Annotated in this window: 18 protein-coding genes and 1 pseudogene; 8 read left to right on the top strand and 11 right to left on the bottom strand. The window is 69.4% G+C overall.

Annotated elements, in window-relative coordinates:
- Nucleotides 1-583 (top strand): annotated as a pseudogene (locus J3476_RS01015) (hypothetical protein); the annotation flags it as partial.
- Here J3476_RS01015 and J3476_RS01010 read toward each other — a convergent pair.
- The 4 genes from J3476_RS01010 to J3476_RS00995 form a co-directional block, all read right to left on the bottom strand.
- Nucleotides 483-740 carry a hypothetical protein gene (locus J3476_RS01010; protein WP_207064766.1) on the bottom strand — a complete coding sequence of 86 codons (258 nt, stop codon included), beginning with the start codon at nt 738-740 and terminating at the stop codon, nt 483-485. The pseudogene J3476_RS01015 and the gene J3476_RS01010 overlap by 101 nt on opposite strands.
- 10 nt (nt 741-750) lie before the next feature.
- On the bottom strand, nt 751-1,608 hold the full coding sequence (locus tag J3476_RS01005) for an oxygenase MpaB family protein (protein WP_207064765.1): 858 nt from the start codon (nt 1,606-1,608) through the stop codon (nt 751-753).
- Nucleotides 1,605-1,832: a hypothetical protein gene (locus J3476_RS01000; protein ID WP_207064764.1), complete on the bottom strand. Its 228-nt coding sequence runs from the start codon at nt 1,830-1,832 to the stop codon at nt 1,605-1,607. The genes J3476_RS01005 and J3476_RS01000 overlap by 4 nt, the downstream gene beginning before the upstream one ends.
- 92 nt (nt 1,833-1,924) lie before the next feature.
- The gene (locus J3476_RS00995; protein ID WP_207064763.1) at nt 1,925-3,085 is read right to left on the bottom strand and encodes a glycosyltransferase family 4 protein; all 1,161 of its coding nucleotides are present in this window, start codon (nt 3,083-3,085) and stop codon (nt 1,925-1,927) included.
- A 35-nt stretch (nt 3,086-3,120) separates the two neighbouring features.
- On the opposite strand from J3476_RS00995, the gene J3476_RS00990 reads away from it, so the two are divergent.
- A complete protein-coding gene (locus J3476_RS00990; protein ID WP_207064762.1) occupies nt 3,121-3,888 on the top strand; it encodes a class I SAM-dependent methyltransferase in 768 nt (255 codons plus the stop codon).
- 54 nt (nt 3,889-3,942) lie between these two features.
- A complete protein-coding gene (locus tag J3476_RS00985; RefSeq protein ID WP_207064761.1) occupies nt 3,943-5,418 on the top strand; it encodes an aldehyde dehydrogenase in 1,476 nt (491 codons plus the stop codon).
- Between the two features lie 149 nt (nt 5,419-5,567).
- Here the strand turns inward: J3476_RS00985 and J3476_RS00980 are convergent, their stop codons facing one another.
- Together J3476_RS00980 and J3476_RS00975 are read right to left on the bottom strand one after the other, a co-directional pair.
- Entirely contained in the window at nt 5,568-6,089 is a 522-nt protein-coding gene (locus J3476_RS00980) for a dihydrofolate reductase family protein (protein ID WP_207064760.1), read from the bottom strand.
- On the bottom strand, nt 6,090-7,031 hold the full coding sequence (locus J3476_RS00975) for a helix-turn-helix domain-containing protein (RefSeq protein ID WP_286182476.1): 942 nt from the start codon (nt 7,029-7,031) through the stop codon (nt 6,090-6,092).
- A 292-nt stretch (nt 7,032-7,323) separates the two neighbouring features.
- Here J3476_RS00975 and J3476_RS00970 point away from each other — a divergent pair, with 292 nt between their 5' ends.
- Genes J3476_RS00970 through J3476_RS00960 form a run of 3 tightly spaced genes read left to right on the top strand, consistent with a single transcriptional unit; the run spans nt 7,324 to nt 11,023 of the window.
- Nucleotides 7,324-8,148, top strand: a complete 825-nt coding sequence (locus J3476_RS00970; protein WP_207064759.1) for a 1-acyl-sn-glycerol-3-phosphate acyltransferase — start codon at nt 7,324-7,326, stop codon at nt 8,146-8,148.
- 3 nt (nt 8,149-8,151) lie between these two features.
- Entirely contained in the window at nt 8,152-9,786 is a 1,635-nt protein-coding gene (gene fadD12 / locus J3476_RS00965) for an acyl-CoA ligase FadD12 (protein WP_207064758.1), read from the top strand.
- Nucleotides 9,779-11,023: an alpha/beta hydrolase gene (locus tag J3476_RS00960; RefSeq protein WP_207064757.1), complete on the top strand. Its 1,245-nt coding sequence runs from the start codon at nt 9,779-9,781 to the stop codon at nt 11,021-11,023. Before fadD12 ends, J3476_RS00960 begins: the two co-directional genes overlap by 8 nt.
- A gap of 122 nt (nt 11,024-11,145) precedes the next feature.
- On the opposite strand, the gene J3476_RS00955 is transcribed toward J3476_RS00960, so the two are convergent.
- Both J3476_RS00955 and J3476_RS00950 read right to left on the bottom strand, forming a co-directional pair.
- Entirely contained in the window at nt 11,146-12,564 is a 1,419-nt protein-coding gene (locus J3476_RS00955; RefSeq protein WP_207064756.1) for a wax ester/triacylglycerol synthase family O-acyltransferase, read from the bottom strand.
- A gap of 23 nt (nt 12,565-12,587) precedes the next feature.
- Nucleotides 12,588-13,808 (bottom strand): alpha/beta hydrolase, encoded by a 1,221-nt coding sequence (locus J3476_RS00950; RefSeq protein ID WP_207064755.1) that lies wholly within the window; start codon nt 13,806-13,808, stop codon nt 12,588-12,590.
- A gap of 169 nt (nt 13,809-13,977) precedes the next feature.
- Between J3476_RS00950 and J3476_RS00945 the strand changes: the two genes are divergently transcribed.
- Nucleotides 13,978-16,167 carry an acyl-CoA dehydrogenase gene (locus J3476_RS00945; protein ID WP_207064754.1) on the top strand — a complete coding sequence of 730 codons (2,190 nt, stop codon included), beginning with the start codon at nt 13,978-13,980 and terminating at the stop codon, nt 16,165-16,167.
- 13 nt (nt 16,168-16,180) lie between these two features.
- Here J3476_RS00945 and J3476_RS00940 read toward each other — a convergent pair whose 3' ends face one another.
- Nucleotides 16,181-18,955 carry a LuxR family transcriptional regulator gene (locus tag J3476_RS00940; protein WP_286182475.1) on the bottom strand — a complete coding sequence of 925 codons (2,775 nt, stop codon included), beginning with the start codon at nt 18,953-18,955 and terminating at the stop codon, nt 16,181-16,183.
- Between the two features lie 158 nt (nt 18,956-19,113).
- Between J3476_RS00940 and J3476_RS00935 the strand changes: the two genes are divergently transcribed.
- Nucleotides 19,114-19,956 (top strand): alpha/beta hydrolase, encoded by an 843-nt coding sequence (locus J3476_RS00935; RefSeq protein WP_373889008.1) that lies wholly within the window; start codon nt 19,114-19,116, stop codon nt 19,954-19,956.
- A gap of 5 nt (nt 19,957-19,961) precedes the next feature.
- Here J3476_RS00935 and J3476_RS00930 read toward each other — a convergent pair whose 3' ends face one another.
- Nucleotides 19,962-21,266: an amidohydrolase family protein gene (locus J3476_RS00930; protein WP_207064752.1), complete on the bottom strand. Its 1,305-nt coding sequence runs from the start codon at nt 21,264-21,266 to the stop codon at nt 19,962-19,964.
- Nucleotides 21,260-22,393: a CoA transferase gene (locus J3476_RS00925; RefSeq protein WP_286182473.1), complete on the bottom strand. Its 1,134-nt coding sequence runs from the start codon at nt 22,391-22,393 to the stop codon at nt 21,260-21,262. The genes J3476_RS00930 and J3476_RS00925 overlap by 7 nt, the downstream gene beginning before the upstream one ends.
- Between the last annotated feature and the right edge of the window lie 11 nt (nt 22,394-22,404).

Here is a 22,404-nt window from a genome sequence, read left to right as displayed (position 1 = left end):
GGTGCGGGCGGTGCGCTACCCGCCCGGGTGGCAGAGGGCGGCGGCGGTGATCAACGCCGACCCGGGGCCGGTCGCCGTGTTGCCGGTCGACAGCATGCGCCGGTTCCCGTGGGCGGGTGAGGCCCCGGTGCTCGATCCGCTGCCGCGCTGGGTTCGTGCGGAGGTCCTCAGCACCGGTGACCTCGTCATCGCCGGGCGGCTCATTCCCGGGGAGGGCACCCGGGCCCGCGAGGTGCAACAGCTGCTCATCGGTGGGGCGGACGCGCACCGCCTCGCCGACGCCGGGGTGCGCTGGGTGGTCGTCGAAGGCCCCGACCCGCAATCATTGCCGCTGCCGCTGACCTATCGGGACTCCGACATCGCGGTGTACGCGGTGGGCGGTGACGCTCCGCAGGCCCCGCAGCGCGGGGTGCTGCTGGCGGCGCACCTCGTCTGGCTGGCCCAGCTCCTCGGCAGCCTGCTTGCGATGGTCGTGGGTCGGGTCAGACGCCGCACACCGCGGGAAGCAGCAGGAAAGCCGGCCACAGACCAGCGACCACCAGATAACCGGCCATCTCACCGCCGGCCGGAAGCACCGGGCTGACCAGCGATTCGATGTGGCGGACCTGTTCGATGCCGAAGAACGCGAACACCAGTCCGACGAGCAGGTACGGAATTGCCAGCCACAATCCGACCTCGACCATGCCGGCCACACTGACCCGCCGGCTGAGCAGCCAGCGGGTGGCGGTCTTCACGCCCATCGATTTCTCCTCAGACCAGACGGCGCTGTCGGCGTACCCGCAGCCGGACATCGGCGAGCAGCACGTGGGTACCGCCCTGCCTGATGAACCCCGGCAGGAAACGGTTGACGAACGCCACGATGAGGAACAGACGCTCGAAGAGGTGCTGTCGCACCGGGCCCCACTCCAGACCGAGGGCGTCGCGGAACACCGGCGCGAGAAAGCCCGTCGTGAGGAACGTCAGCAGCGGCCGGAACGGCAGCCCCAGAATCGGGTTGATCATGCGCAGGTTGATCAGGTCGAGCAGGTAGGCGCGGACCACGTCGTCGACGGCGACCTGCGTGCAGGCCTCGTCCCAGTACCGGTCGAAGTCGGCGCGGGATGGGGGCCATTGGTCGTCGCTGACCTGCAGGGTGGTCCCCAGCGGCCAGGCTGAGCGGTAGAACTGCTCGGTCTGCTCGGGGGTCATCTCGCCGCGCAGCAGCTGATAGGTGTCCTCGAGCCCGACGAACAGGCAGGCCGCGACCCACATCTGCAGGTCGCGGTCGAACGCGTTGTAGCGCACTGGACTCGACGGCCCGGACTGCACGTGGCGGTGCGCAGTGTTGACGGCCTCGCGATAGGCGGCCCGGTCGTCCTCGTCTCCGAACACGGCGACCGCCAGGTACTGGAATGTGGTGCGCGCCCGCTTCCACGGGTGCGTCATCAGGCTGCCCGATTCCACCCTGCTCTCGGCCACGCCGTGTCCGACGCCGGGCCGTGACATCTGCATCACGACGTTCGCGGCTCCCGCGGCGAACGACCAGAAATCCATGGCGTCCCCGACGCGCGCGGCGGCGTCGTCCCAGCGGGCGGTGCGCCGCGAGATCCGGATGCGCGTGGCCGTCATGTCGGGCACGCCACCTCGGCGACCCACAGCACCGGCCAGAACGCGATGCCGCCGATCAGCGCGCCCACCTTCTCCAGACCGTGCACCCCGGCGAGGTGATCGGGATGGGTGGCGGTCCACAGCAGGCCGAGCAGGATGTGGGGGATGTTGAGCAGCATCGCCAGACCGATCCACTCGGCGATCGTCATCTCGTAGGCGAACGCCTTGCGCAGCACGCCGGCCATGACCCGATGTTAATGCTCATACGCGGCGACGCGTATGGTTTCGACGCCGAAAAGGCACGTGAAAGACCTTTACGTGCGTTATTTGTGAACGGTCAGACAATCCCTGTGAGGAATACTCGGGCGTGCACCGCGTCGAGGACCGTTCGCATGGCCTCGGCTGACTGAGGCCACGAGAACTCACCGCTGCGCACCAGGGCCTTGGCGCCCAGCTGTTCGCGCAGGACGCGGTCATCGAGCAGGCGCCGCAGAGCGTCGACCAGGCCGCCGTCGTCGTCGACGAGCAACCCGGTGACGCCGTCGACGATCGAGTCGGTCAGACCGCCGGAGGACCGGTAACCGACGGTGGGTATGCCCTGCTGGGCGGCCTCGACCACCGCCAGTCCCCATCCCTCCTTGCGGGACGGCAATACGTGCACCCAGCTGCGTTGCAGCACGGCGTGTTTGGCCGCGTCGTCGACATGTCCGTGGAACGTGACGGCGTCGGCGATGCCCAGGCGGCGGGCGTGGTCGACGAGCGGCTGGGCCCACCAGCCGCCGCCGAGTACGTCGAGATGCAGGTCGGGTACGTCGCCGCGCAACCGCGCGACCGCGTCCAGCGCGTCCTCGATCTGCTTGTGCGGCACCAGCCGCGACAGCACCGCCACCCGTGGAGTCGGCGAGCGCTCCGAAGTGAGCGTGTCCGCAGGGGCGGCGTCCACACCGTTGCGGACGATCGCGATGTGGCCGGCGGGCGCCCCCAGGTCGGTCAGGTCGCGCGCCGACGGCAGCGACACCGTCACGTACTGGTTGCGCCGGTGCAACCGCGGCGACAACCAGGACTCGACGAACCAGCCGATGCGGCCACGCACCCGGCCGGCCACCGGCCACTGCTCCCGGTGGCAGTGGTGCACGAGCACGACGACCCGCCGGCCGTAGGCCAGGCGCGCGCAGAACGGAAGCCCGTTCTGGGTGTCGACGACGACGTCGGGTCGCACTCGACGTAGCGGACCCAGACCGAACCGGGCGGCCACCATCGCCAAACCGGCCCAGATGTACACCGAGTGGGGCCCCCCGGAGCGCTGGATGTGCACGCCGTCGACGACCTCGCGCCGCCGCGCGCCGGGATAGCGTGCGGTGCGCAGCGTCACCCGCATGCCGGATGCGGCGAGGTGGGCGCCGATTCGTTGGAGATAGGTCTCGCTGCCGCCGCCCTGCGGGTGACCGGTGTCGCGCCAGCACAACAGCAGCACGGACTTCACGGGCGGGGCAGACATCCTCGTCAGCCTAACCGTCGGCTTAGGGTTGCCAGGTGGTCGCTACCGATCTGTTCGCACGCCGGGCGACGTTGTCCCGGTCGCTGCGTCTGCTCGGCCAGTTCCGCTTCGAACAGACCGATCCGGACCGGTTCTACGGCGCGCTCGCCGCGGACACGGCCGCGCTGGTCGGCGACCTGTGGACCGGCACCACCGGCACGACGCCGACCGGGGTCCGGGTACTCGACGTGGGCGGCGGTCCGGGCTACTTCGCGACGGCCTTCGCCGACGCCGGGATGCGCTACATCGGAGTGGAACCGGATCCGCGCGAGATGCACGCGGCCGCCCCGCGCACGCACCGTCTGACGGGCTCCTTCGTCCGCGCCTCGGGGATGCGGCTGCCCTTCGCCGATCACAGCGTGGAGCTGTGCCTGTCGTCGAACGTCGCCGAGCACGTTCCCGAGCCGTGGCGGCTGGGGGAGGAGATGCTGCGCGTCACCCGGCCCGGCGGGCTGGCCGTGCTGTCCTACACGGTGTGGCTGGGCCCGTTCGGCGGCCATGAGATGGGCCTGACCCACTATCTGGGCGGTCGCCGCGCGGCCGATCGGTACACCCGCAGGCACGGGCATCGACCCAAGAACGACTACGGCTCGTCGTTGTTCGCGGTGTCCGCGGCGGCCGGGCTCGACTGGGCCCGGAGCACCGGCGCTCTGGTCGCGGCATTCCCTCGCTACCACCCGAGATGGGCGTGGGGCCTGGTGAAACTTCCCGGCCTGCGGGAATTCGCGGTGAGCAATCTGGTGCTGGTGTTGCGCCCCCTCTGATTGCCGGACTGCAACAGGTTCTCGTTTTGTGCTTCGATCGGTAGTGTGACGTCTATGACACAGAGCACCGCCTTCAAGACCGAATGGGACAAGCTGTTCATCGGCGGGAAGTGGGTCGAGCCGGCCACCTCGGATGTCATCGAGGTGCACTACCCCGCCACCGGCGAGTTGGTGGGCAAGGTGCCGCTGGCGTCGGCCGCCGACGTCGACGCGGCCTGTGCGGCGGCGCGCAAGGCGTTCGACGAGGGCCCATGGCCGCAGATGTCGCCGGACGAGCGCGCCGAGATCCTCGGCCGCGCAGTCAAGATCATGGAGGAGCGCGGCGACGAGCTGAAGTTCCTGTTGTCCGCCGAGACCGGGCAGCCCCCCACGATCGTGGACATGATGCAGTACGGCGCGGCGATGTCGGCGTTCCAGTACTACGCCGGCGCGGCCGACAAGTTCACCTGGCAGGAGATCCGCGACGGCGTCTACGGCCAGACGCTGGTGGTGCGGGAACCGATCGGGGTGGTCGGCGCCGTCACCGCCTGGAACGTGCCGTTCTTCCTGGCCGCCAACAAACTGGGGCCTGCGCTGCTGGCCGGCTGCACCATGGTGCTCAAGCCGGCCGCGGAGACGCCGCTGTCGGTGTTCGCGATGGCCGAGATGTTCGCCGAGGCGGGGCTGCCCGAGGGTGTGCTGTCGATCGTGCCGGGTGGTGCCGAGACGGGCCGCGCCCTGACCGCGAACCCGAACCTGGACAAGTACACGTTCACCGGCTCCTCGGCGGTCGGCAAGGAGATCGGCAAGATCGCCGCCGACAACCTCAAGCCGTGCACGCTCGAGCTCGGCGGCAAGTCCGCAGCCATCATCCTCGAAGACGCCGACCTCGACTCGACGCTGCCGATGCTGGTGTTCTCCGGCTTGATGAACTGCGGGCAGGCATGTGTGGGCCAGACCCGGATCCTGGCGCCGCGGTCGCGTTACGACGAGGTCGTGGAGAAGTTGGCGGCGGCCGTGGCCGCGATGCCGGTCGGCCTGCCCGATGATCCCGGCGCCGCGATCGGGCCGCTGATCAGCGAGAAACAGCGCGAGCGGGTGGAGGGCTACATCAAGAAGGGCATCGAGGAAGGCGCGCGGGTGGTGGCCGGCGGCGGCCGCCCCGAGGGTCTGGACAGCGGTTGGTTCGTGCAGCCGACGGTGTTCGCCGACGTCGACAACTCGATGACCATCGCGCAGGAGGAGATCTTCGGGCCCGTCCTGGCGGTGATCCCCTACGAGGACGAAGACGACGCCGTGCGCATCGCCAACGATTCGGTCTACGGGCTGGCCGGCTCGGTGTACACCTCCGACAACGACAAGGCGCTGAAGATCGCACGCAAGATCCGCACCGGAACGTATGCGGTCAACATGTACGCCTTCGACCCGGGTGCACCGTTCGGTGGTTTCAAGAACTCCGGCATCGGCCGCGAGAACGGCCCCGAGGGCATCGAGGCCTACTGCGAGCCCAAGAGCATCCTGCTGCCGTTCGGGTACACCCCCGCCGACTGACGACGCTCCACGAGATCCGACTTTTGCCGAGGTTTTCTCGTACTTCTCCGGCAAAAGTCGGATCTCGTCGACGTCTCGAGCAGCGGCGTTCGATGATTCGACGGATCTGTGCGTGATCGTCGCCGCTGCAGGTATCGACCCTCGGCCGGTCAGCCGCGGCGCCACCGGGCGCAGAGGAAATCACCGTTGCGTCCCGAATCCGTCAGCACCCACTCGGAACGCATCGGCAGCACCGGCGATCCCGCGCCCAGCGAGCACGGCGCGTAGGCGACCACCATCTCGTCGATCAGGCCTGCCTCGCTGAACTGCCTGGCGATGTCTCCTCCTCCGACCACCCAGACATCCTTGCCGGCCGCGGCTCCCACCAGATCCGGGTGCAGGTCGGCGACGGCACCGTCGAAGACGTGAACCGGATGCCCGGCGGCAACGATGCCGGGCCGGTGGGTCAACACCCAGGACGGCTGGCTGTACATCCAGTCGCCGGGTTGGTTCGCCAGGATCCACTCGTACGTGTCGGCACCCATCACGAGTGCGCCGACGGTGGCCAGGAACGGTTCGATGCCGAACGGCCCGTTCTGGTCGATCGATCGGCTCGTCAGCCAGTCCAGGCTGCCGTGGTCGTCGACGATGAAGCCGTCCATGCTGGACGCGGTGTAGTAGACGGTGCCCATTCAGATCTCCCTCATCCAGTTCAACGGATCCCCGCTGCGCACGCTCACTCCCAGTGCGCCCAGCATGGTGCGTGCGAGCTCGCGGCGGTGCGCGGAATAGGTCAGGACATGCGCGACGATGCCGTGCAGCGGGAACGATTCCGGCGGATCGCACAGCGCGTCGATCACGGTGTCGCCGAGTCGCCCGGCCGCCGAGTGCTCGGCGATCGTCGCGCGCCACCGGGCAGCGATGACGTCATGGTGGGCAGCCAACGTGGGCGCGTCGACGGATTCCGGCCGCGTCGCCGTCCGAGACGGGAAGTCGTGTCCGGCGATGGTGGCCAGCCACACCTCCTTCGTCCAGACGATGGCTCCGAGCACGGCTCCGACGCTGGCTTCGGGACCGTCCCACTCGAGCACGGTCTGGCCCGGCGCGACCTCGGCCACCCACTGTTGTGGGCTCAGCTGCGCCGCGGCGGCGAGCAGGCAGGCGGTGTCGTCGACGTCGTGGGCGAGCATCAGCGCGGACACCGACGGCGCCGACGGGTCGGCACCGGGACCGGCGTCCAGCCACAGCGATTCGGGGGGATGGAAGTGCAGCCCGTTGGGGGCGGCCAACCTGAAGTGCACAGCGGCGGCCTGCGAGGGCGGCACACCGTAGGCGCGCCGGAACGCGCGGGAGAACACCTCGGCCGACGACCATCCCTCGGCGGCGGCGACGACCGCAACAGCCTCGCCGCGCTGCAAACGCCACGCCGCGCGTTCGAGCATGACGCGGCGGCGCAGCGCCGCCGGGGATTCTCCGGTGAGCCGGCGGACCTGGCGGGAGAAGTGAAACTCCGACGCGTGACTGCTGCGCGCCATGTCGCCGACGGCGGTGTTGCCGGCGTCGGTGACCGCGTCGAGCAGCTCACGCAGTCGGTCGCGACCGGCGGGCGCCGGTACGGGCAGCGGATCGGTCACGGTGACTGAGTATGGTCGTCGCCCGCCGGGCAGGACATGACAATTCCTGCTCCGCTCGACTCCCGAGGCTATGGCGGAATCCCCGACCAGGTCCCGCCATAGCCTCTAGGAAGCTACCGCGGCCGCCACCGGGTGTGTCGCATTTCGCAGTCAAAGCCCGACTGAGCGGACGTCGGCGATGACAGGATGGCCCGGGGTGCCGGCGGCCACGTCGATTGGGGGTCGTGAGCAGTGGGTACACTGGCAAAACTAGAACACGTTCCAATCTGACGTCTTCTCGAGGGAGCACGCCATGAGCGCGACCGACATCACGCCGTCCGAGATCACGCCATCTGAAATCACCAAGTGGGATCCGGCGCTCACCGAACGGGTGATGGGCGTGCTGCGGCCGTTCCTCAAGGGTTATCACCGAGCCGAGGTGCGGGGGCTGGAGAGCTTCCCCGCAGGCGGGGCGTTGGTGGTGTCGAACCACTCGGGCGGTCTGCTCGCCATGGATGTGCCGGTGTTCGCCAGTGGCTTCTACGACCATTTCGGCTACGACCGGCCGGTCTACACGCTGTCCCATGACATGTTGATGGTCGGGCCGTCGGGGACGTTCTTCAAGAAGACCGGCTTCATCCCGGCCAGCCACGAGAACGCCGACGAGGCATTGCGCTCCGGCGGCGTGGTCGTCGTCTTCCCCGGCGGTGACTACGACGTGTACCGGCCCACGCTCAGCGCCAACAAGATCGACTTCAGCGGGCGCACCGGCTACGTGCGTGCCGCGCTCAACAACGGCGTCCCGATCGTGCCCACCGTGTCGATCGGCGGCCAGGAGAGTCAGCTGTTTCTCACCCGCGGCACCGAAATCGCCAAGGCGCTCGGCCCCATCGCGCGCGCGTTCCGGACGAAGATCCTGCCGGTGTCGTTCGGTTTTCCGTTCGGATTATCGGTCGTGCTGCCGGTCAACGTGCCGCTGCCGACCAAGATCACGATGCAGACGCTGCCGCCCATCGACGTGGCCGCCGAATTCGGCGAGGACCCCGACATCGACGAAGTCGACGCCCACGTCCGGCGGGTCATGCAACGGGCGCTCGACGAACTGGCCAGCGAGCGCCGGCTTCCGGTGCTGGGCTGACCGATGGGAATTCTCGATCCTCTGACCAAACCGCTGGGACTGATCTCGACGATGGCACGGGCGGGCGTGATCGCCCCGATGCGCCCGGACAAGTACCTGCGGATCGTCTCCGCGATGCAGCGCGAGAACATGGCCATCACTTCCGGTTTCGCCGCCGCCGCGCAGCGCTGCCCGGACCGCGCCGGTTTGGTGGACGAACTCGGCATCCTGACGTGGCGCCAGATCGACCGACGCGCGGACGCGCTGGCAGCCGCACTGCAGGCCCTGCCCGGCGGGCAGCCCGAGGTGATCGGTCTCATGGCGCGTAATCACCGCGGCTTCGTCGACGCGCTGATCGCGGCGAATCGGATCGGCGCCGATGTGCTGCTGCTCAACACCTCGTTCGCCGGGCCGGCGATGGCCGAGGTGCTCGAGCGCGAAGGGGAGGGCAAGTCGGTCGCGGTCATCTACGACGAGGAGTTCACCGAGGTCGTCGACCGGGCGGTGGCGGGACGGCCGGACACCGCGCGGATCGTCGCATGGACCGACGGTCCGGTGAGCTACCCGACGGTCGAGCGCCTGATCGCCGAGCACGGCGACCGGGAACCGCAGCGCGCCTCCGCCAAGGGCCGGGTGATCCTGCTGACCTCGGGCACGACCGGAACCCCCAAGGGCGCCAGCCATTCCGGAGGCGACCCCACCGTGCTCAAGTCGATCCTCGATCGGACGCCGTGGCGAACGGAGCAGCCGGTCGTGGTCGTGGCGCCGATGTTCCATGCGTGGGGGTTCTCTCAGCTGGCGTTCGCGGCGTCCATGTCCTGCACCATCATCACCCGGCGCAAGTTCGATCCCGAGGCGACGCTGGAGTTGATCGATAGGCACCGGGCTACCGGGCTGTGCGTCGTCCCGGTCATGTTCGACCGCATCATGGAGCTGCCCGCCGAGGTGCTCGACCGCTACAGCGGCCGCTCGCTGCGGTTCGCCGCGGCTTCGGGATCGCGCATGCGTCCCGACGTGGTCATCGCGTTCATGGACCGCTTCGGCGACGTGATCTACAACAACTACAACGCCACCGAGGCCGGCATGATCGCGACGGCCACACCGCGCGACCTGCGCGCGGCGCCCGACACGGCGGGCAGACCGGCCGAGGGTACGCAGATCCGCATCCTCGATGCCGAACTGCACGAACTACCGGTCGGCGAGGTCGGCAGCATCTACGTGCGCAACTCCACTCAGTTCGACGGCTACACCTCGGGACAGACCAAGGAATTCCACGACGGCTTCATGTGCTCCGGTGACGTCGGCTACGTCGACGACGCCGGCCGGTTGTTCGTCGTCGGCCGCGACGACGAGATGATCGTCTCCGGCGGTGAGAACGTCTACCCGATCGAGGTGGAGAAGACGCTCGCCGCCCATGACGACGTCGCCGAAGCCGCGGTGCTGGGTGTGGACGACGAGAAGTTCGGCCAGCGCCTCGAGGCGTTCGTGGTGCTGCGTCCCGGTGCGTCGGCCAACCCCGAGGACCTCAAGCAACACGTCCGCGAGCACCTAGCCAATTTCAAGGTTCCCCGGGCGATCACCGTGCTCGACGAGTTGCCGCGCGGCACCACCGGAAAGATTTCCCGCAAGGAGTTGCAGGACCGGGCAAAGAATGCCTAAGCGCCGACCTCTGCTGCGCGCCGCCGCGGAGTTGCTCAACGCCGCCAACGGTCTGCGGCCGCTGGGTCGCGAAGGGTATGTGACCATCCCGGTGTTCGCGTTCGGCTGGCCGACATCGGAGATGTCGCCGCTCTACATGGTCGGCTCGATGCTCGACGCGGCCCGGCGAGGACTGCGTGGTGACTTCCGGGGTGTGCGCGGTCGAATCGCGTTGCTTCTCACCGCCGTCGCCTGGGCACTGCTGTGGCTGATCCACCGCCGCAACGTGGCGTCGCAACCGTATTTCGAGGATCCGCTGCGGGCGGCGCTCGGCGCCGACTACCAGGCCATCTCGGAGAAGGCCCAGTCGGACCGGCGGCGCCGCCGAATCGGGGTTCCACCCAATGACGTGATCCGCCGGCGTTACGTGACCAAACTCGACACGGTGCAGTACGGCCCGCACGGCGCGGTGAACATGGCCGACATCTGGCGGCGTGCTGACCTGCCGCGGGACGGCAAAGCTCCTGTGCTGCTGCAGGTTCCGGGCGGCGCCTGGTCGATCGGCATGCGCCGTCCGCAGGCGTACCCGCTACTCAGCCATCTCGCCGACCACGGCTGGGTGTGTGTGTCGATCGACTACCGGGTCAGCCCGCGACACACCTGGCCCGATCACATCGTCGACGTCAAACGTGCCCTGGCCTGGATCAAGGAGCGCATCGGCGAGTACGGCGGCGACCCCGACTTCGTCGCGATCACCGGCGGCTCGGCCGGCGGTCATCTGTCCTCTCTGGTGGCTTTGACCGCCGATGACCCGCAGTTCCAACCGGGTTTCGAGGATGCCGACACGTCGGTGGTCGCGGCAGTGCCGATCTACGGTCGCTACGACTGGGTGTCTGCGCGCGGCAGTGGCCGCAAGGAGTTCATCGCGTTCCTGCAGAAGTTCGTGACCAAGACACCGATCGTGCGGCACCGTCAGGTCTACGTCGACGCCTCGCCGTTGTACCGGGTCCGCGCCGATGCGCCGCCGTTCTTCATCCTGCACGGTCAGGACGACTCGATCATCCCCGTGCAGGAAGGTCGCGAGTTCGCCGACGCGTTGCGCGATGTCTCGACGGCTCCGGTGGTGTACGCGGAGATCCCGCATGCCCAGCACGCGTTCGACTTCTATTACGGCTCACCGCGGGCGCATTACACCGCGCAGGCAGTGGAGGAGTTCCTGTCGTGGGTGGCGGCCACGACACGTCGGCGAGCCGACTGAACGGACACCGTGGCGAGCCGACTGAACAGACACCGTCGGCGAGCCGACTGAACAGACACCGTGGCGAGCCGACTGAACAAACACGTCGGCGAGCCGACTGAACAAACACTGCGAGGAGCCGACTAAACGGGCATCGCGGTTTCGACGACGGTGAGCTTCTCGGAAAGCCCAGCTGCACGCCGGATCTCGATGAAAGCCTCCCTCAGCGCGTCGGTGAGCTCGTGAGGGTCTTTCAACGTCTTGCCGTCGGTGAGCACCGAGATGTTGATCTGGTCGACGTAGCTCCACACCGTGATGTTGATTCCGCTGCCCGCGGTCAGCGGCCCGACCGAGTAGATCTCGGTCACCAGCGCCCCGCCGACCCGCGCCCGGGTGCGGGGGCCGGGCACGTTCGAGATGGGCAGGTTCATCACCTTGTTCTGGCCGTCTTTGTTCGACAACCAGCGGAACATCGCCTCGGCGGGGGCGGGCGGCAGGTACGACGACCACCGGCTGACCAGTTCGGGCCCCAGCAGGGTGTTGCTCTCCTTGCCCGCGACGGCCGAGTCGTGCGCAACCTTCACCCGCTCCAGCGGGTCTTCGACGTCGACCGGCAGGCTGACCAGCACTCCGGTGAAGAAGTTGCCGGAGATCCGGTCGGGCGAGAAGTCGAAACTCACCGGCACCGACGCCAGCAGCGGGTGGTCGGCGCGGTTGTCGTAGCGCAGCAGCATGGTGCGCAGCGCCCCGGCCGAGATGGACAACACCATGTCGTTGATCGTGACGCCGAGGTGCTTGCCGGTCTGCTTGACGTCGTCGAGGGACAACGTGGTCGTGGCGAACCGCCTGGTCGAGTCGAGCATGTGGTTCATGAAGGTCGGTGGCGGGGTGAACGGCCGGGTCAGCTCCGGCGAGAGCTTGTGCGGGCTCTGCCGTACCCTGCGCATTCCGTCGGCGGTGTAGCGCATCACGCCGGGTAACTTGGCGATCTGGCGCAGGTGGTCGGCGAATGCGGTGCGCACCAACTCACCTGACGTGGGCGCGGGGTCGGTGGCGTAGGAGTCCCGGTCGGCGCCGAGGCCGTCCTGCATGTCCATCCCGCGGGCCAGCAGATTGGCCGACGCAACGCCGTCGGCGAGGGCGTGATGGATTTTGCCCAGGACCGCGATCCGGCCGCCCGCGAGGCCCTCGATCAGATACATCTCCCAGAGCGGCCGGCTTCGGTCCAGCGGGGTGCTGGCCAGTCGGCCGACCGCCTCGTCGAGTTCGCGGCGCCCGCCCGGGGCTTCCACCCGGCACGAGCGGACGTGGTATTCGAGGTCGACTTCGGCGTTCTCCCGCCACATCGGGTGATGGAACTTCAGTGGGATGTCGATGAGTTCGTAGCGGAACGGGTCGAGCTTGTAGAGCCGGCTGTGGATGACCTGCCGTAGTTCCTCGACCCCGAAACTGGCCCCGCCCAGGCCGTCGAGTTCGATCACCGCCAATTTCAGCGTGTGCATGTGCACGTTCGGGGTTTCGCTGTACAACAGCACAGCGTCCCACCCGCGAAGCCTTTTCACCGCGACACCTTCCTGGAGGCGTCCTATATAACCTCTTTGGCTCCGAGAAGACTTCTGTTTCGGTGAATATGGTTGAGGAACAATCCGATTGCGGTCGAGGCCGCCCCGGTGCGTGCTCCGTCGGTCATGTCGAAGCCGTGTCCGGCACCGGGTAGCTCGACGTAGCCGACGACCGAGCGGGACACCTCTTTGAGCCGCTCGACGAAGCCGCGGGCTTGCGCCACGGGGATGACGCTGTCGCCGGTCCCGTGCACCACCAGGAACGGCGGAGCCTCCGGGTGGATCCTGGCCATCGGCGAGGCCTTGCGGAATACGTCGGGATGTTTGTCGAACTTGCGCTTCACGACGACCCGCTCCAGGAAGTCCATGAAGCGCACCCGCTCCACGGTGGACTTGTCTTCCCAGTCGTAGCGTCCGTAGATCCCGATGACAGCGTCCACCGAGGTGTCCGAGCCCTCCGGCAGTTCGCCCTGCATGTCCGGATCGTTGGCGGTCAACCCGGCCAGCGCGGCCAGGTGCCCCCCGGCGGAGGTCCCGGAGATGGCGACGAAGTTGCGGTCACCGCCGTATTTGTCGACGTTCGCGCGAGCCCAGGCAATCGCCTGCTTCACGTCGGTGATGTGCGCCGGCCACGGATTGTGGGGCGCCACGCGGTAGTCGATGGACAGACACACCCAGCCCATCTGCGCCAGATGGGACATCAGGGCGTACCCCTGCAACATGCGGCTTCCGTGTACCCATGCCCCACCCGGCACGAAGATGAGCACCGGAGCATCGGCGGGCAGGTCGTCGCGGCGCCACACGTCGAGCAACTGGCTCGGCCGCGGCCCGTAGCGCACCGAGGTCTTGTGCACGTGACGGCGGTGATCGCGCATTCGCCACACCGGCGGCGTACGTTCCGGCAGCGGCCAGTCGATGTCCAGGTCCTTGGCGGACACCAACCCGCGCAGTGCGGCTTGGGTCACGGCGTTGGTGCAGTCCCGTTCCTGCTGCTTCTTCTCTGCGTCGTTGGGCGCCACCAGGGACTTGGCCAGCGATCCGACGAAATCGGGGGCGTGCCTGGCTCCCCACACTCCCGCCGCCGTCAGCGCGCCGAGCGGCTCGAGGTGTTTGCCGATGACCGGCAGCGACGCGGACGCCACGCTCAACGCCAGCATGTAATCGGACGGACCCGCGTTCAACAACCAGTGCAAACGGGTAGTCAGCGTAGGTCCGGGATACCGGGTGGCGGGGCGTTCCGTCATTGCGCGAGCGTACCCCCTAGCCCGGATACCAAACAGACAATCCGGCCCAAGTTGTCTACTGTTTTTAGGACGTTACTTTTCGGTGATGTGGGTCACACCTCGGTCGATGTCGAGACCTGCGCGATAGCGTCGGTTGACGACTGTCAACTTCACCGAAGAGGGTGTCATCGTGGCCAGAACCTCGCCGACCGTTGCGGAAACGTCCGCGCTCGCCATCACCGAAGAACACCAGGACCTCGCCGACGCCGCCTCGGGGCAGTTGGCGCGGCTGGATGCCCTCGCGCAGGCGCGGTCGACGCTGACCGGCGGCACGACCCATCCGGCCGAAATCTGGTCGGCAGCAAGCGAACTCGGCTGGACCGGGCTCGCTGTTGCCGAAGCCAACGGCGGGTCGGGTTTCGGGCTCGGCGAGGTGGCGGTGGTGCTGGAGTGCCTGGGCCGTCACCTGACACCCGGACCGTTCCTTCCCACCGTCTGCGCAGCGGTGGTGCTCGACCGGTGCGCCCCCGAATCCGTTGCCGTCGAACTACTCCCGCCACTTGTGGCCGGTCAGACCGTAGCGGCCCTCGGCGTGGCCGGAACCGTGTCCGTGGGCGCCGACCACGTCGCCACCGGCGAGCACCCCGCCGTATTGGGTGCGCCCGACGCCGACCTGCTGGTCCTGACCGCCGGCGACGATCTGCTGGTCGTCGACGTGGCCGCCGACGGTGTCACCGTCACCGCACTGGATTCCCTGGACACCACCCGCAGCCTGGGCTCGGTGGCGCTGCGTGGGGTGGCCGTGCCGCCGGATCGAGTGCTGCGGGGGGCAGCACGCGACGCCAGGACCGTGTGGCGCATCCTGACCGCCGCCGAGGCGGTGGGAGTCGGGTGGGCCGCGCTGCAGATGGCGGTCGAATATGCCAAGGTTCGCGAACAGTTCGGCAGAACCATCGGCACGTTCCAGGCGGTCAAACACCACGCCGCCAACATGCTCGTCGACGTCGAGGTCGCCACGGCCGCGACGTGGGACGCCTCTCGCGCCGACGACCTCGACAGCGCCTGGTTCGCCGCTGCTGTCGCCGCCGCGCTGGCGATCCGCGCGCAGGTGTCCACCACGCAGCACAACATCCAGTTGCACGGCGGCATCGGCTACACCTGGGAGCACGACGCACACCTGTATCTGCGCCGGGCGCGCACGCTCGCGGCATTGATGGCCGACGGCGGCGACCCGCTGCTCGACGTGGTGGAGGGCCGGCGCAGCGGCCAGGCGCACGGCGCCTCGTTCACGCTGCCCCCGGAAGCCGAGGACCATCGAGCCGCGGCGCGGGAGGCCGCGACCCGGGTCCGCGCGTTGCCCGCTGAACGACAGCGCGATTTCCTGGTGGACTCCGGCTATCTGGTCCCGCACTGGCCGCAGCCGTGGGGTCGGGGCGCCACCGTGCTCGAACAGCTCGTCATCGAGGAGGAGTTCGCCGGAGTCGAGCGCCCCGACATGGGCATCACCGGGTGGGTCGCGCTGACCATCGCCCAGGCCGGCACCGAGGAGCAGCGTGACCGCTGGGTCGAGCCGGTGCTGCGGGGCCAGGTGATGTGGTGCCAGTTGTTCTCCGAACCCGGTGCGGGCTCCGATGCTGCCGCGGTGCGCACCTCGGCGAAACGAGTGGACGGCGGGTGGCGCGTCACCGGCCAGAAGGTTTGGACCAGCCTCGCCCACCTGTGCCAGTGGGGGCTGGCCACCGTCCGCACCGACCCCGAGGCCGCCAAGCACGCCGGCGTGACGATGATGGCGATCGACATGGGCGCCGAGGGGGTCACGGTCAACCCGCTGCGGGGCATCACCGGGGACTCCCACTTCAACGAGGTGTTCTTCGACGACGTGTTCGTTCCCGACTCCGATGTCGTCGGCGACGTCAACAAGGGCTGGCTGGTGGCCCGAGCGACCCTGGGCAACGAGCGCATCTCGATCGGCGGCGGATCGGGCGCGCCGACCGGGACCACGCCCGATCACCTCATCACGTTGCTCGACAGCGCGCCCGAGACGGCCGCGCGGTATGTGCGACAGGCCGGTGAGGTCATCGCCGAGATGCACACCCTGCGGCTGCTCAACTTGCGCCGCGCCACCCGCGCGATCGCCGGCGCCGAACCGGGTCCGGAAGGCAACGTGACGAAGCTGCTGGTCGCCGAGTCCGGACAGCGGCTCACCGAGCTGGCGTTCGAGCTGGCCGGCACCGCCGCCGTTGCTGGTCAGACGCCGCAGTTGACGCTGAGCTATCTGGGCAATCGTGCCATGACGATCGCCGGGGGCACCTCGGAGATCACCCGCAACACGATCGCCGAACGGATCCTGGGTCTGCCCCGAGATCCCCTGCTGCGGTGAACATTCGGAGCCCTCACCGGATCGAGCGGCCCATGACCCGACCGAGCTCGGCACGCGAGCGGATACCCAGCTTGCGGTAGACCTGGGTCAGGTGGGCCTCCACGGTCTTCGGGCTGACGTACAGCGCTGCGGCCATCTCCCGGTTCGTCAGGCCTGACGCGGCGAGCTCGGCGATGCGCCGCTCCGTGCCGGTCAAGGCGCGCCTGGCGTCCGCATCGACGCCCACCGGCCCCGCCCCGGCTTCGGCCCGGCGGGCCCACAGCACCGCGCCGAGCTGCTCGAAGGTGGCCAGCGCCTCGGCGAACTGCGCTTCCGCAGCTCTTCTACGGCGCCGGCGGCGCTGGATCTGAGCACACACCAGCTGCGTCCGCGCCCGTTCGAAGGGCATCGCGAGGCTTTGGTGGTGCCTCATCGCCTCGGCGGCGGCCGCTTCGGCCTCGGCCACCTTGCCCGCCGCCAGCAGCACCATGCTGCGGCACCGCGCACCCACCGCCAGCTGCCAGGGTCGATGGAGTCGACGGCCGTTGTCTTCCACGGCCGCTGCCAGCTGTTCGGCCTGCTCCAGCCGGCCCAGCGCCACCAGGGCCTCCACCGCGTCGGGCAGGTACCCCTTGGTGGCGAACTCGGCGCCGGGGACCGTGTCGAAGACCCGCAGCATCGGCTCCAACGCGGCCAGCGCGGCCTCGTACGCCCCGACCGACACCTCGAGGAAGGCCAGCAGCGCCGAGGCGAGGTCGGCATACGGGGACCGGCAGCTGTTCGCCAGTTCCAGCGCCGTGCGCAGATCCGTTCGGGCCGAGTGGTCGTCGCCGGTATAGGCGGCCACGGCACCGCGCATCGTCAGCGCAATGCTCATCACGTGCGCACCGCCCAGTCGTTCGGCGCGTTCGACGGTGTCGCGGGCGTCGGCGGCGGCCGCGGTGTAGTCGCCGCGCAGGATGCCGAGCATGACGGCGTTCAGCGACACCCAGAGCATCTCGGTGTCGGCGCCGCGGTCGAGCAGGCGGTCCCGGACGGCCTGCAGCTGCACCGCCGCGGCGTCGACCTCGCCGGTCCACACCAGCAGGACGGCGTGGATGGCGCTGGCACTCAACGTGACCGGCGCATCGAGTTCCACCGCCTCCAGATCCAGCGCCCGCCGCATGGCCGCCCGGTCGTAGTCTCTGCCGCACAGACAGTCGATCCATGCGTTGACGGCCAGCGCCGAGCTGATGAGCTGATCGACCCCGAGCCGCTCCGCCTGGGCCAGCGCTTCCCGCGCGTTCGCGGTCGCCTCGTCGTAGAGGTCCGCGCGTACCTGCGCAAACGCCAGCATCGTGCGGACGAACGCCGTCAGCATGGCATCACCGGAGGCATCGGCCAACGCGCTCTGCAGGTCGTCGATGCCGCGCAGATAGCCCTGGGTGTGGATGAGCACGGCCGAGCGCAACAGGAATGCGACCGATCTGGTGACGCCGGGCGCCGACCGCTCGATGGCCGGCGCGAGGATCGACGACGCGGTTCCGGTGTCTCCGGCACGAATGTGATTGTCGGCAGCCTGGATTCGGCGCTCGGCGGTATCGGCGCCGAGCCCGATGGCCAGCTCGAGCAGTTCGGCGGCCTCGGCGGGAGCTCCGCGGTGCCGCGCCACGGCGGCGGCCTCGTCCAGTGCGGCCAGGGTGACCGGGTCGGCGGTCGTGGCGGCCAGGGCGAGGTGACGTGCCCGCAGCTCGGGTTCGGCGACCAGGTCGGCCAGGCTCCGGTGCACCTGCCGCCGCTGCTGCGGATCGGCGTCGGTGTAGACGCCCCGGGCGAGGAGCGGGTGGTTGAACCTCACCTTGTTCCCGGTCACGGTGACCACCCCCGCCCCCTCGCTGCTCTCCAGCAGCTCGACGGTGCGCTCGACACTCGCCCCCATGGCCGCGGAGATCATCTCTACCGTCGGGTCGGACGTGGCGGCGGTCACCAGCAGGACGGCGCGGACCTCGTCGCTCAGCGCGCCGACCCGCAGGCGTACCAGCTCGGCCAGCGAGGTGGGGAGTTCGGTGTCGCTGCGCAGGGGACGGTTGCCGAGCGCGCGAGCGAGTTCGAGCGCATAGAAAGGGTTTCCGCCCGAGACGTCGGCGATGCGTACCACGGTCGGCCGGGGAAAGGACCTGCCGAGACGCTGGGCGATGACCTCGTGCAGGCCGCCCAGGGTGAGGGGGTGGAGCTGCATCCGCTGGATCCCGTTGACGCTGTCGAGATGCAACCAGGCGGTCGAGGCGTGCCCGGCGTCGGCGTCGGTGCGATGGGTGAGCAGCAGCGCGGTGCGCCGCCGCACCCGGCGCGCCACGAATCCGATGACCGCCTGGCTGGACGGATCGAGCCACTGCAGATCGTCGATCGCGATCAGGACAGGCGCGCTCTGCTCGAGCGCGTCGATGATCGACAGCATCGCCGCGGCCAGCACCTGTGAGTTCGCAACGGGCGCGTGGTCCGCGGGCTCGTCGAGCCGGTCGCGCAACAGGAGGCCGGTGACCGCGCCGCGTTGCACCTCAGGCAGGTCGGCGACGATGTCGGGCGGCACGTCGGCCAGTAGTTCGGCGACCGTGGCCCAGGCCCGCACCGACTCGGCTCCCCACGCCCGCGCCGACAGCACCTGCATGCCGGCTTCCCTGGCACGCTGCAGACCTGCCTCCCACACCGTGCTCTTGCCGATGCCGGCTTCCCCGTCGAGCACCAGTGCGGCGGGCCACGACTCGACCGCGCGCAGGAATCCAGCAATCCTCTCGGATTCAACAATCCGCCCCACCGGATACTGGAACACCCGTCAATACTGCCATCCAGCAAATGAAGCAGACATTCTCGCTGGTCGTGCGTGGGGACTGTGCACCATCGGCCGCCCGAACTGCGCATACTTATCGGGTGCCCCGCATCGAATTCCACCCCGAGCTGCGTCGCAGCGCCCGCCTCGTTCCCAAGCAGATGATCACCCCGGTCACACTGCCGTTCGTCCGGGCCGCGACCCGGATGATGTGGCGCCACACGCCTGAGGGCGTGGAAGTGCTCACCCTGGCCTCCGGAGTCACCGTGCGGTTGCATCGTCCGCCCACCACCAGCTCGCCTGGGCCCGCGCTGCTGTGGATCCACGGCGGCGGTTACGTCCTCGGCGACGCCGCCCAGGACGACGTGCTGTGCCGCCGGTTCGCCGCCGAGCTCGGTGCCACGGTGGTGGCGGTGGACTATCGGTTGGCACCGGAACACCCGTACCCGGCTGGGCTCGACGACTGCTATGCAGCGCTGCGCTGGTTGGTCGCGCTGCCGGCAGTGGATCCGGCCCGAGTGGCGATCGGTGGGGCAAGCGCGGGTGGCGGACTGGCTGCCGCCCTGGCTCTGCACGCCCGCGACATCGGGGAGATTGCCGTGGCCGCACAGCTTCTGGTGTATCCGATGATCGACGATCGCACCGTGCTGCGTAAGGACCTGGATCACCCCGGGCACCGGCTGTGGAACCAGTCCAGCAACCGGTTCGGCTGGCGCGCCTACCTCCGCGGCGCCGATCCGGATCGAGCCGTCCCGGCGCGGCGCGACGACCTGGCCGGGCTGCCCCCGGCCTGGATCGGCGTGGGGACGTTCGACCTGTTCCATGATGAAGACCTGGCCTACGCCGAACGCCTGCGCGCGGCCGGAGTGCCCTGCGAGGTCATGGTGGTCGAGGGAGCGTTTCACGGGTTCGACGGCATCGCCCCCAAAGCCGATGTGTCACAGTCGTTCTTCCGAAGCCAGTGCGCGATGCTCACCACGGCCTTCGCACCGGCCGCGGCCTGAGTTAATCAGCCGCGTTCGAAGACGAGCTCACCCGCGAGCACCGTGGCCGCGACCAGGCCGGCGTCGAGTTCACCCAGCACCGTCGCGGGCGGCTCCGACAGCACACAGAGATCTCCCGGGGCACCGGGGCAGACCCGGCGCGGGGACAGTGGCGCGACGGCGCTGCCGAGAAACATCGTCAACGCCGCGCGCGGCGAGACCCTTTCGTGCGGACCCAGCACAGCGCCGCCAGGGGTCCGCCGGTGGACCGCCGCGCGCATCGCCGCCCACGGGTCGGCATCGCCGAACGGCGCATCGGTCGACAGCGCGACCGGAATGCCCGCCCGTGTCAGTGTCGCCACCCGCCACAGCTCGTGATGCTGCGCGGCCGGAACATCGACCAGGTACTGATCGCCGCGCTCGGCGACGAAGTTCGGCTGCGTCACCACGGTGACCCGGGCGGCAGCCAATTCGGCGACGGCGTCGTCGGGCACGGTCGCGGCGTGTTCGACGCGGTCCGCCGGGTGCCGGCCGGCGCTGCGCAGCGCCGCCAACGCCACGATCAGCTGCGCGGCAGTGACGCAGTGCAGCGCGACAGCCACATCCTCGTCGTGCCGGTCACCCACCCACCGGGTGAGCTCGTCGAGATCCAGACCGTCGTCGTGCAGAATTCTCTTGCCCGGAGCCAGAAGATGCACCGTCTGACGCAAGTCCCCGCGCTGTCGCGCCTCGGCCATCACCGCTGCGTCCCTGGCACCCAGGTCGGGCGTCGCGTCGGTCAGACCGGTGACACCGTAACCGCACAAACGGCTGCTGAACTGCGCCAGGTCCGGCTCGGTGCGCGGCAGCGCCGCCGACCACGAGATGTCGGCGCTGCGCAGCCGTCCGTCGGGATGCCCGGCCAGCCCGAGCCGTTGCAGCCCAGCCGAATTCACCGCCCACAGCACGCCGCTGCGGTGCTGTACCCGTACCGGCACAGCCGGGCCGGCCGCGTCGAGTACCTCGCGGTCGAGCTCGCCTGCGCCGGCGTCGTGGTAGCCGACCGCCCGGATCCAGCCGTCGGCACCGACGGGCGCGCCGGTGAGCAGCCGGCGCAGATCGTCGATGTTGCGCACCACCTCGGGACCGACATGCACCGAGGTCATCGCCGCCGCGGCGGCGCGGATGTGCAGGTGGTGGTCGTGCAATCCCGGCAGCACGGTGCCGCCCGCCGCGTCGTAGACGTCCTCACCGGGTCGCGGCACCAATCTGTCGGCGACGTCGACGATCCGCGCTCCGACCCGGATGTCGGCGGGCGTACCGTCGAGCAGCACGGCCCGTCGGATCAGCATCGCGCGGCCAGAAGCCCGGCGACGAGGGCCTCGACGCGCGCCGTGTCGGCGCCCAGCTCGGATGCCGGCGTGATGCACTGCGGCACAACGGTGCACGGCGTTTCGGCGTCGCGGTACGGACCAGCACTGCACGGCACACCGGCGTAGTGCGCGGCGACAGCGGCCATCGAGAGATCCGCGAGCTCTCCTCCGCCGCGCGCGAGTGACCGCAGCACCGCGCGGGCGGCGTGCAACCCGGTCAACGGATCGGCCAGGGCGTCCCCGCAGAACCGCGGGAACGACTCCCGGCCACAGACCAAGCCGCCGGACACCGCCGCATCGTCGCCGAAGGCCACCCACCCGCCGCGTTCGCCCTCGGTGCCGTGTCCGGTGATCCGGATCCACACCCCACCATCGCGGGGGCCGAGGTCGGCGACTCCGACGCCGTGCCGCTCCAGCGCACCCGGACGGGAGGATTCGATCACCACATCGGCGACTCGCAGCAGCCTGCGCAGCCCCTCCGGCGCCTCGAAATCCACCCGGTAGGAGAGCTTGTCGCCGTTCATCCAGTTGAAGAAGGCCGCCGGGCCGGACCTGGTGCCGTCGGGCCGCGCCGCGGTCTCGACCTTGACCACCGTCGCACCGGCCCGGGCCAGCAGCGCACCGCACAGCGGGCCGGCCCACATCGAGGACAGGTCGGCCACCAGCAGATCGTTCAACACCCCACGAGGTTGCCGATCGCCGATGCGGCGCAGCCGTATCGGGCTGGGTCGGGTCTCCCCGAGCACCCCGACGGGCAGCCCGAGGAGGCGGGCCCGCTCGGCGAACGCCGGCACTCCGAGGCGGCGCACACTGTGCCGCACGGCCGGCCACGGGTCGGCGCCGATGCCGTCGCGCTCGACCAGCGCGGGCACCGCATCGATGTCGTCAGGGCGGGACAGCGTCAGCGCGCACCACCCGTCGTGGCCGGGCAGCAGTCGCGTGGCGCCGCCGGCGGAGACCTGTCCGCCGGCGCTCAGGCCCAGCATGGCGGCGCGGCCACCCAGCAGCTCGTGAACGTCGATGTCGATGCCCAGCTCGGCGGCGACCTCCCGCGCGACACCGCTCGCGTGCTCGAGCACGGCGGTCGGCAGCATCACGGGCGTCACCACCCCATTGT

Source organism: Mycobacterium sp. PO1, assembly GCF_017312405.1.
Classification (GTDB): Bacteria; Actinomycetota; Actinomycetes; order Mycobacteriales; family Mycobacteriaceae; genus Mycobacterium.
Note: the sequence above shows the minus strand (reverse complement) of the source record. Positions and strands in the feature narration are given on the sequence as shown.

Excerpts from the sequence above, each read along its gene's own strand:
- J3476_RS00930 (WP_207064752.1), bottom strand. The coding sequence starts at position 21,266 with ATGCTGATCCGACGGGCCGTGCTGCTCGACGGTACGCCCGCCGACATC.
- J3476_RS00935 (WP_373889008.1), top strand. The coding sequence starts at position 19,114 with ATGATCACCCCGGTCACACTGCCGTTCGTCCGGGCCGCGACCCGGATG.
- J3476_RS01005 (WP_207064765.1), bottom strand. The coding sequence starts at position 1,608 with ATGACGGCCACGCGCATCCGGATCTCGCGGCGCACCGCCCGCTGGGAC.
- J3476_RS01000 (WP_207064764.1), bottom strand. The coding sequence starts at position 1,832 with ATGGCCGGCGTGCTGCGCAAGGCGTTCGCCTACGAGATGACGATCGCC.
- J3476_RS00960 (WP_207064757.1), top strand. The coding sequence starts at position 9,779 with ATGCCTAAGCGCCGACCTCTGCTGCGCGCCGCCGCGGAGTTGCTCAAC.
- J3476_RS00995 (WP_207064763.1), bottom strand. The coding sequence starts at position 3,085 with ATGTCTGCCCCGCCCGTGAAGTCCGTGCTGCTGTTGTGCTGGCGCGAC.
- J3476_RS00970 (WP_207064759.1), top strand. The coding sequence starts at position 7,324 with ATGAGCGCGACCGACATCACGCCGTCCGAGATCACGCCATCTGAAATC.
- J3476_RS00950 (WP_207064755.1), bottom strand. The coding sequence starts at position 13,808 with ATGACGGAACGCCCCGCCACCCGGTATCCCGGACCTACGCTGACTACC.
- J3476_RS00985 (WP_207064761.1), top strand. The coding sequence starts at position 3,943 with ATGACACAGAGCACCGCCTTCAAGACCGAATGGGACAAGCTGTTCATC.
- J3476_RS01010 (WP_207064766.1), bottom strand. The coding sequence starts at position 740 with ATGGGCGTGAAGACCGCCACCCGCTGGCTGCTCAGCCGGCGGGTCAGT.
- fadD12 (WP_207064758.1), top strand. The coding sequence starts at position 8,152 with ATGGGAATTCTCGATCCTCTGACCAAACCGCTGGGACTGATCTCGACG.
- J3476_RS00980 (WP_207064760.1), bottom strand. The coding sequence starts at position 6,089 with ATGGGCACCGTCTACTACACCGCGTCCAGCATGGACGGCTTCATCGTC.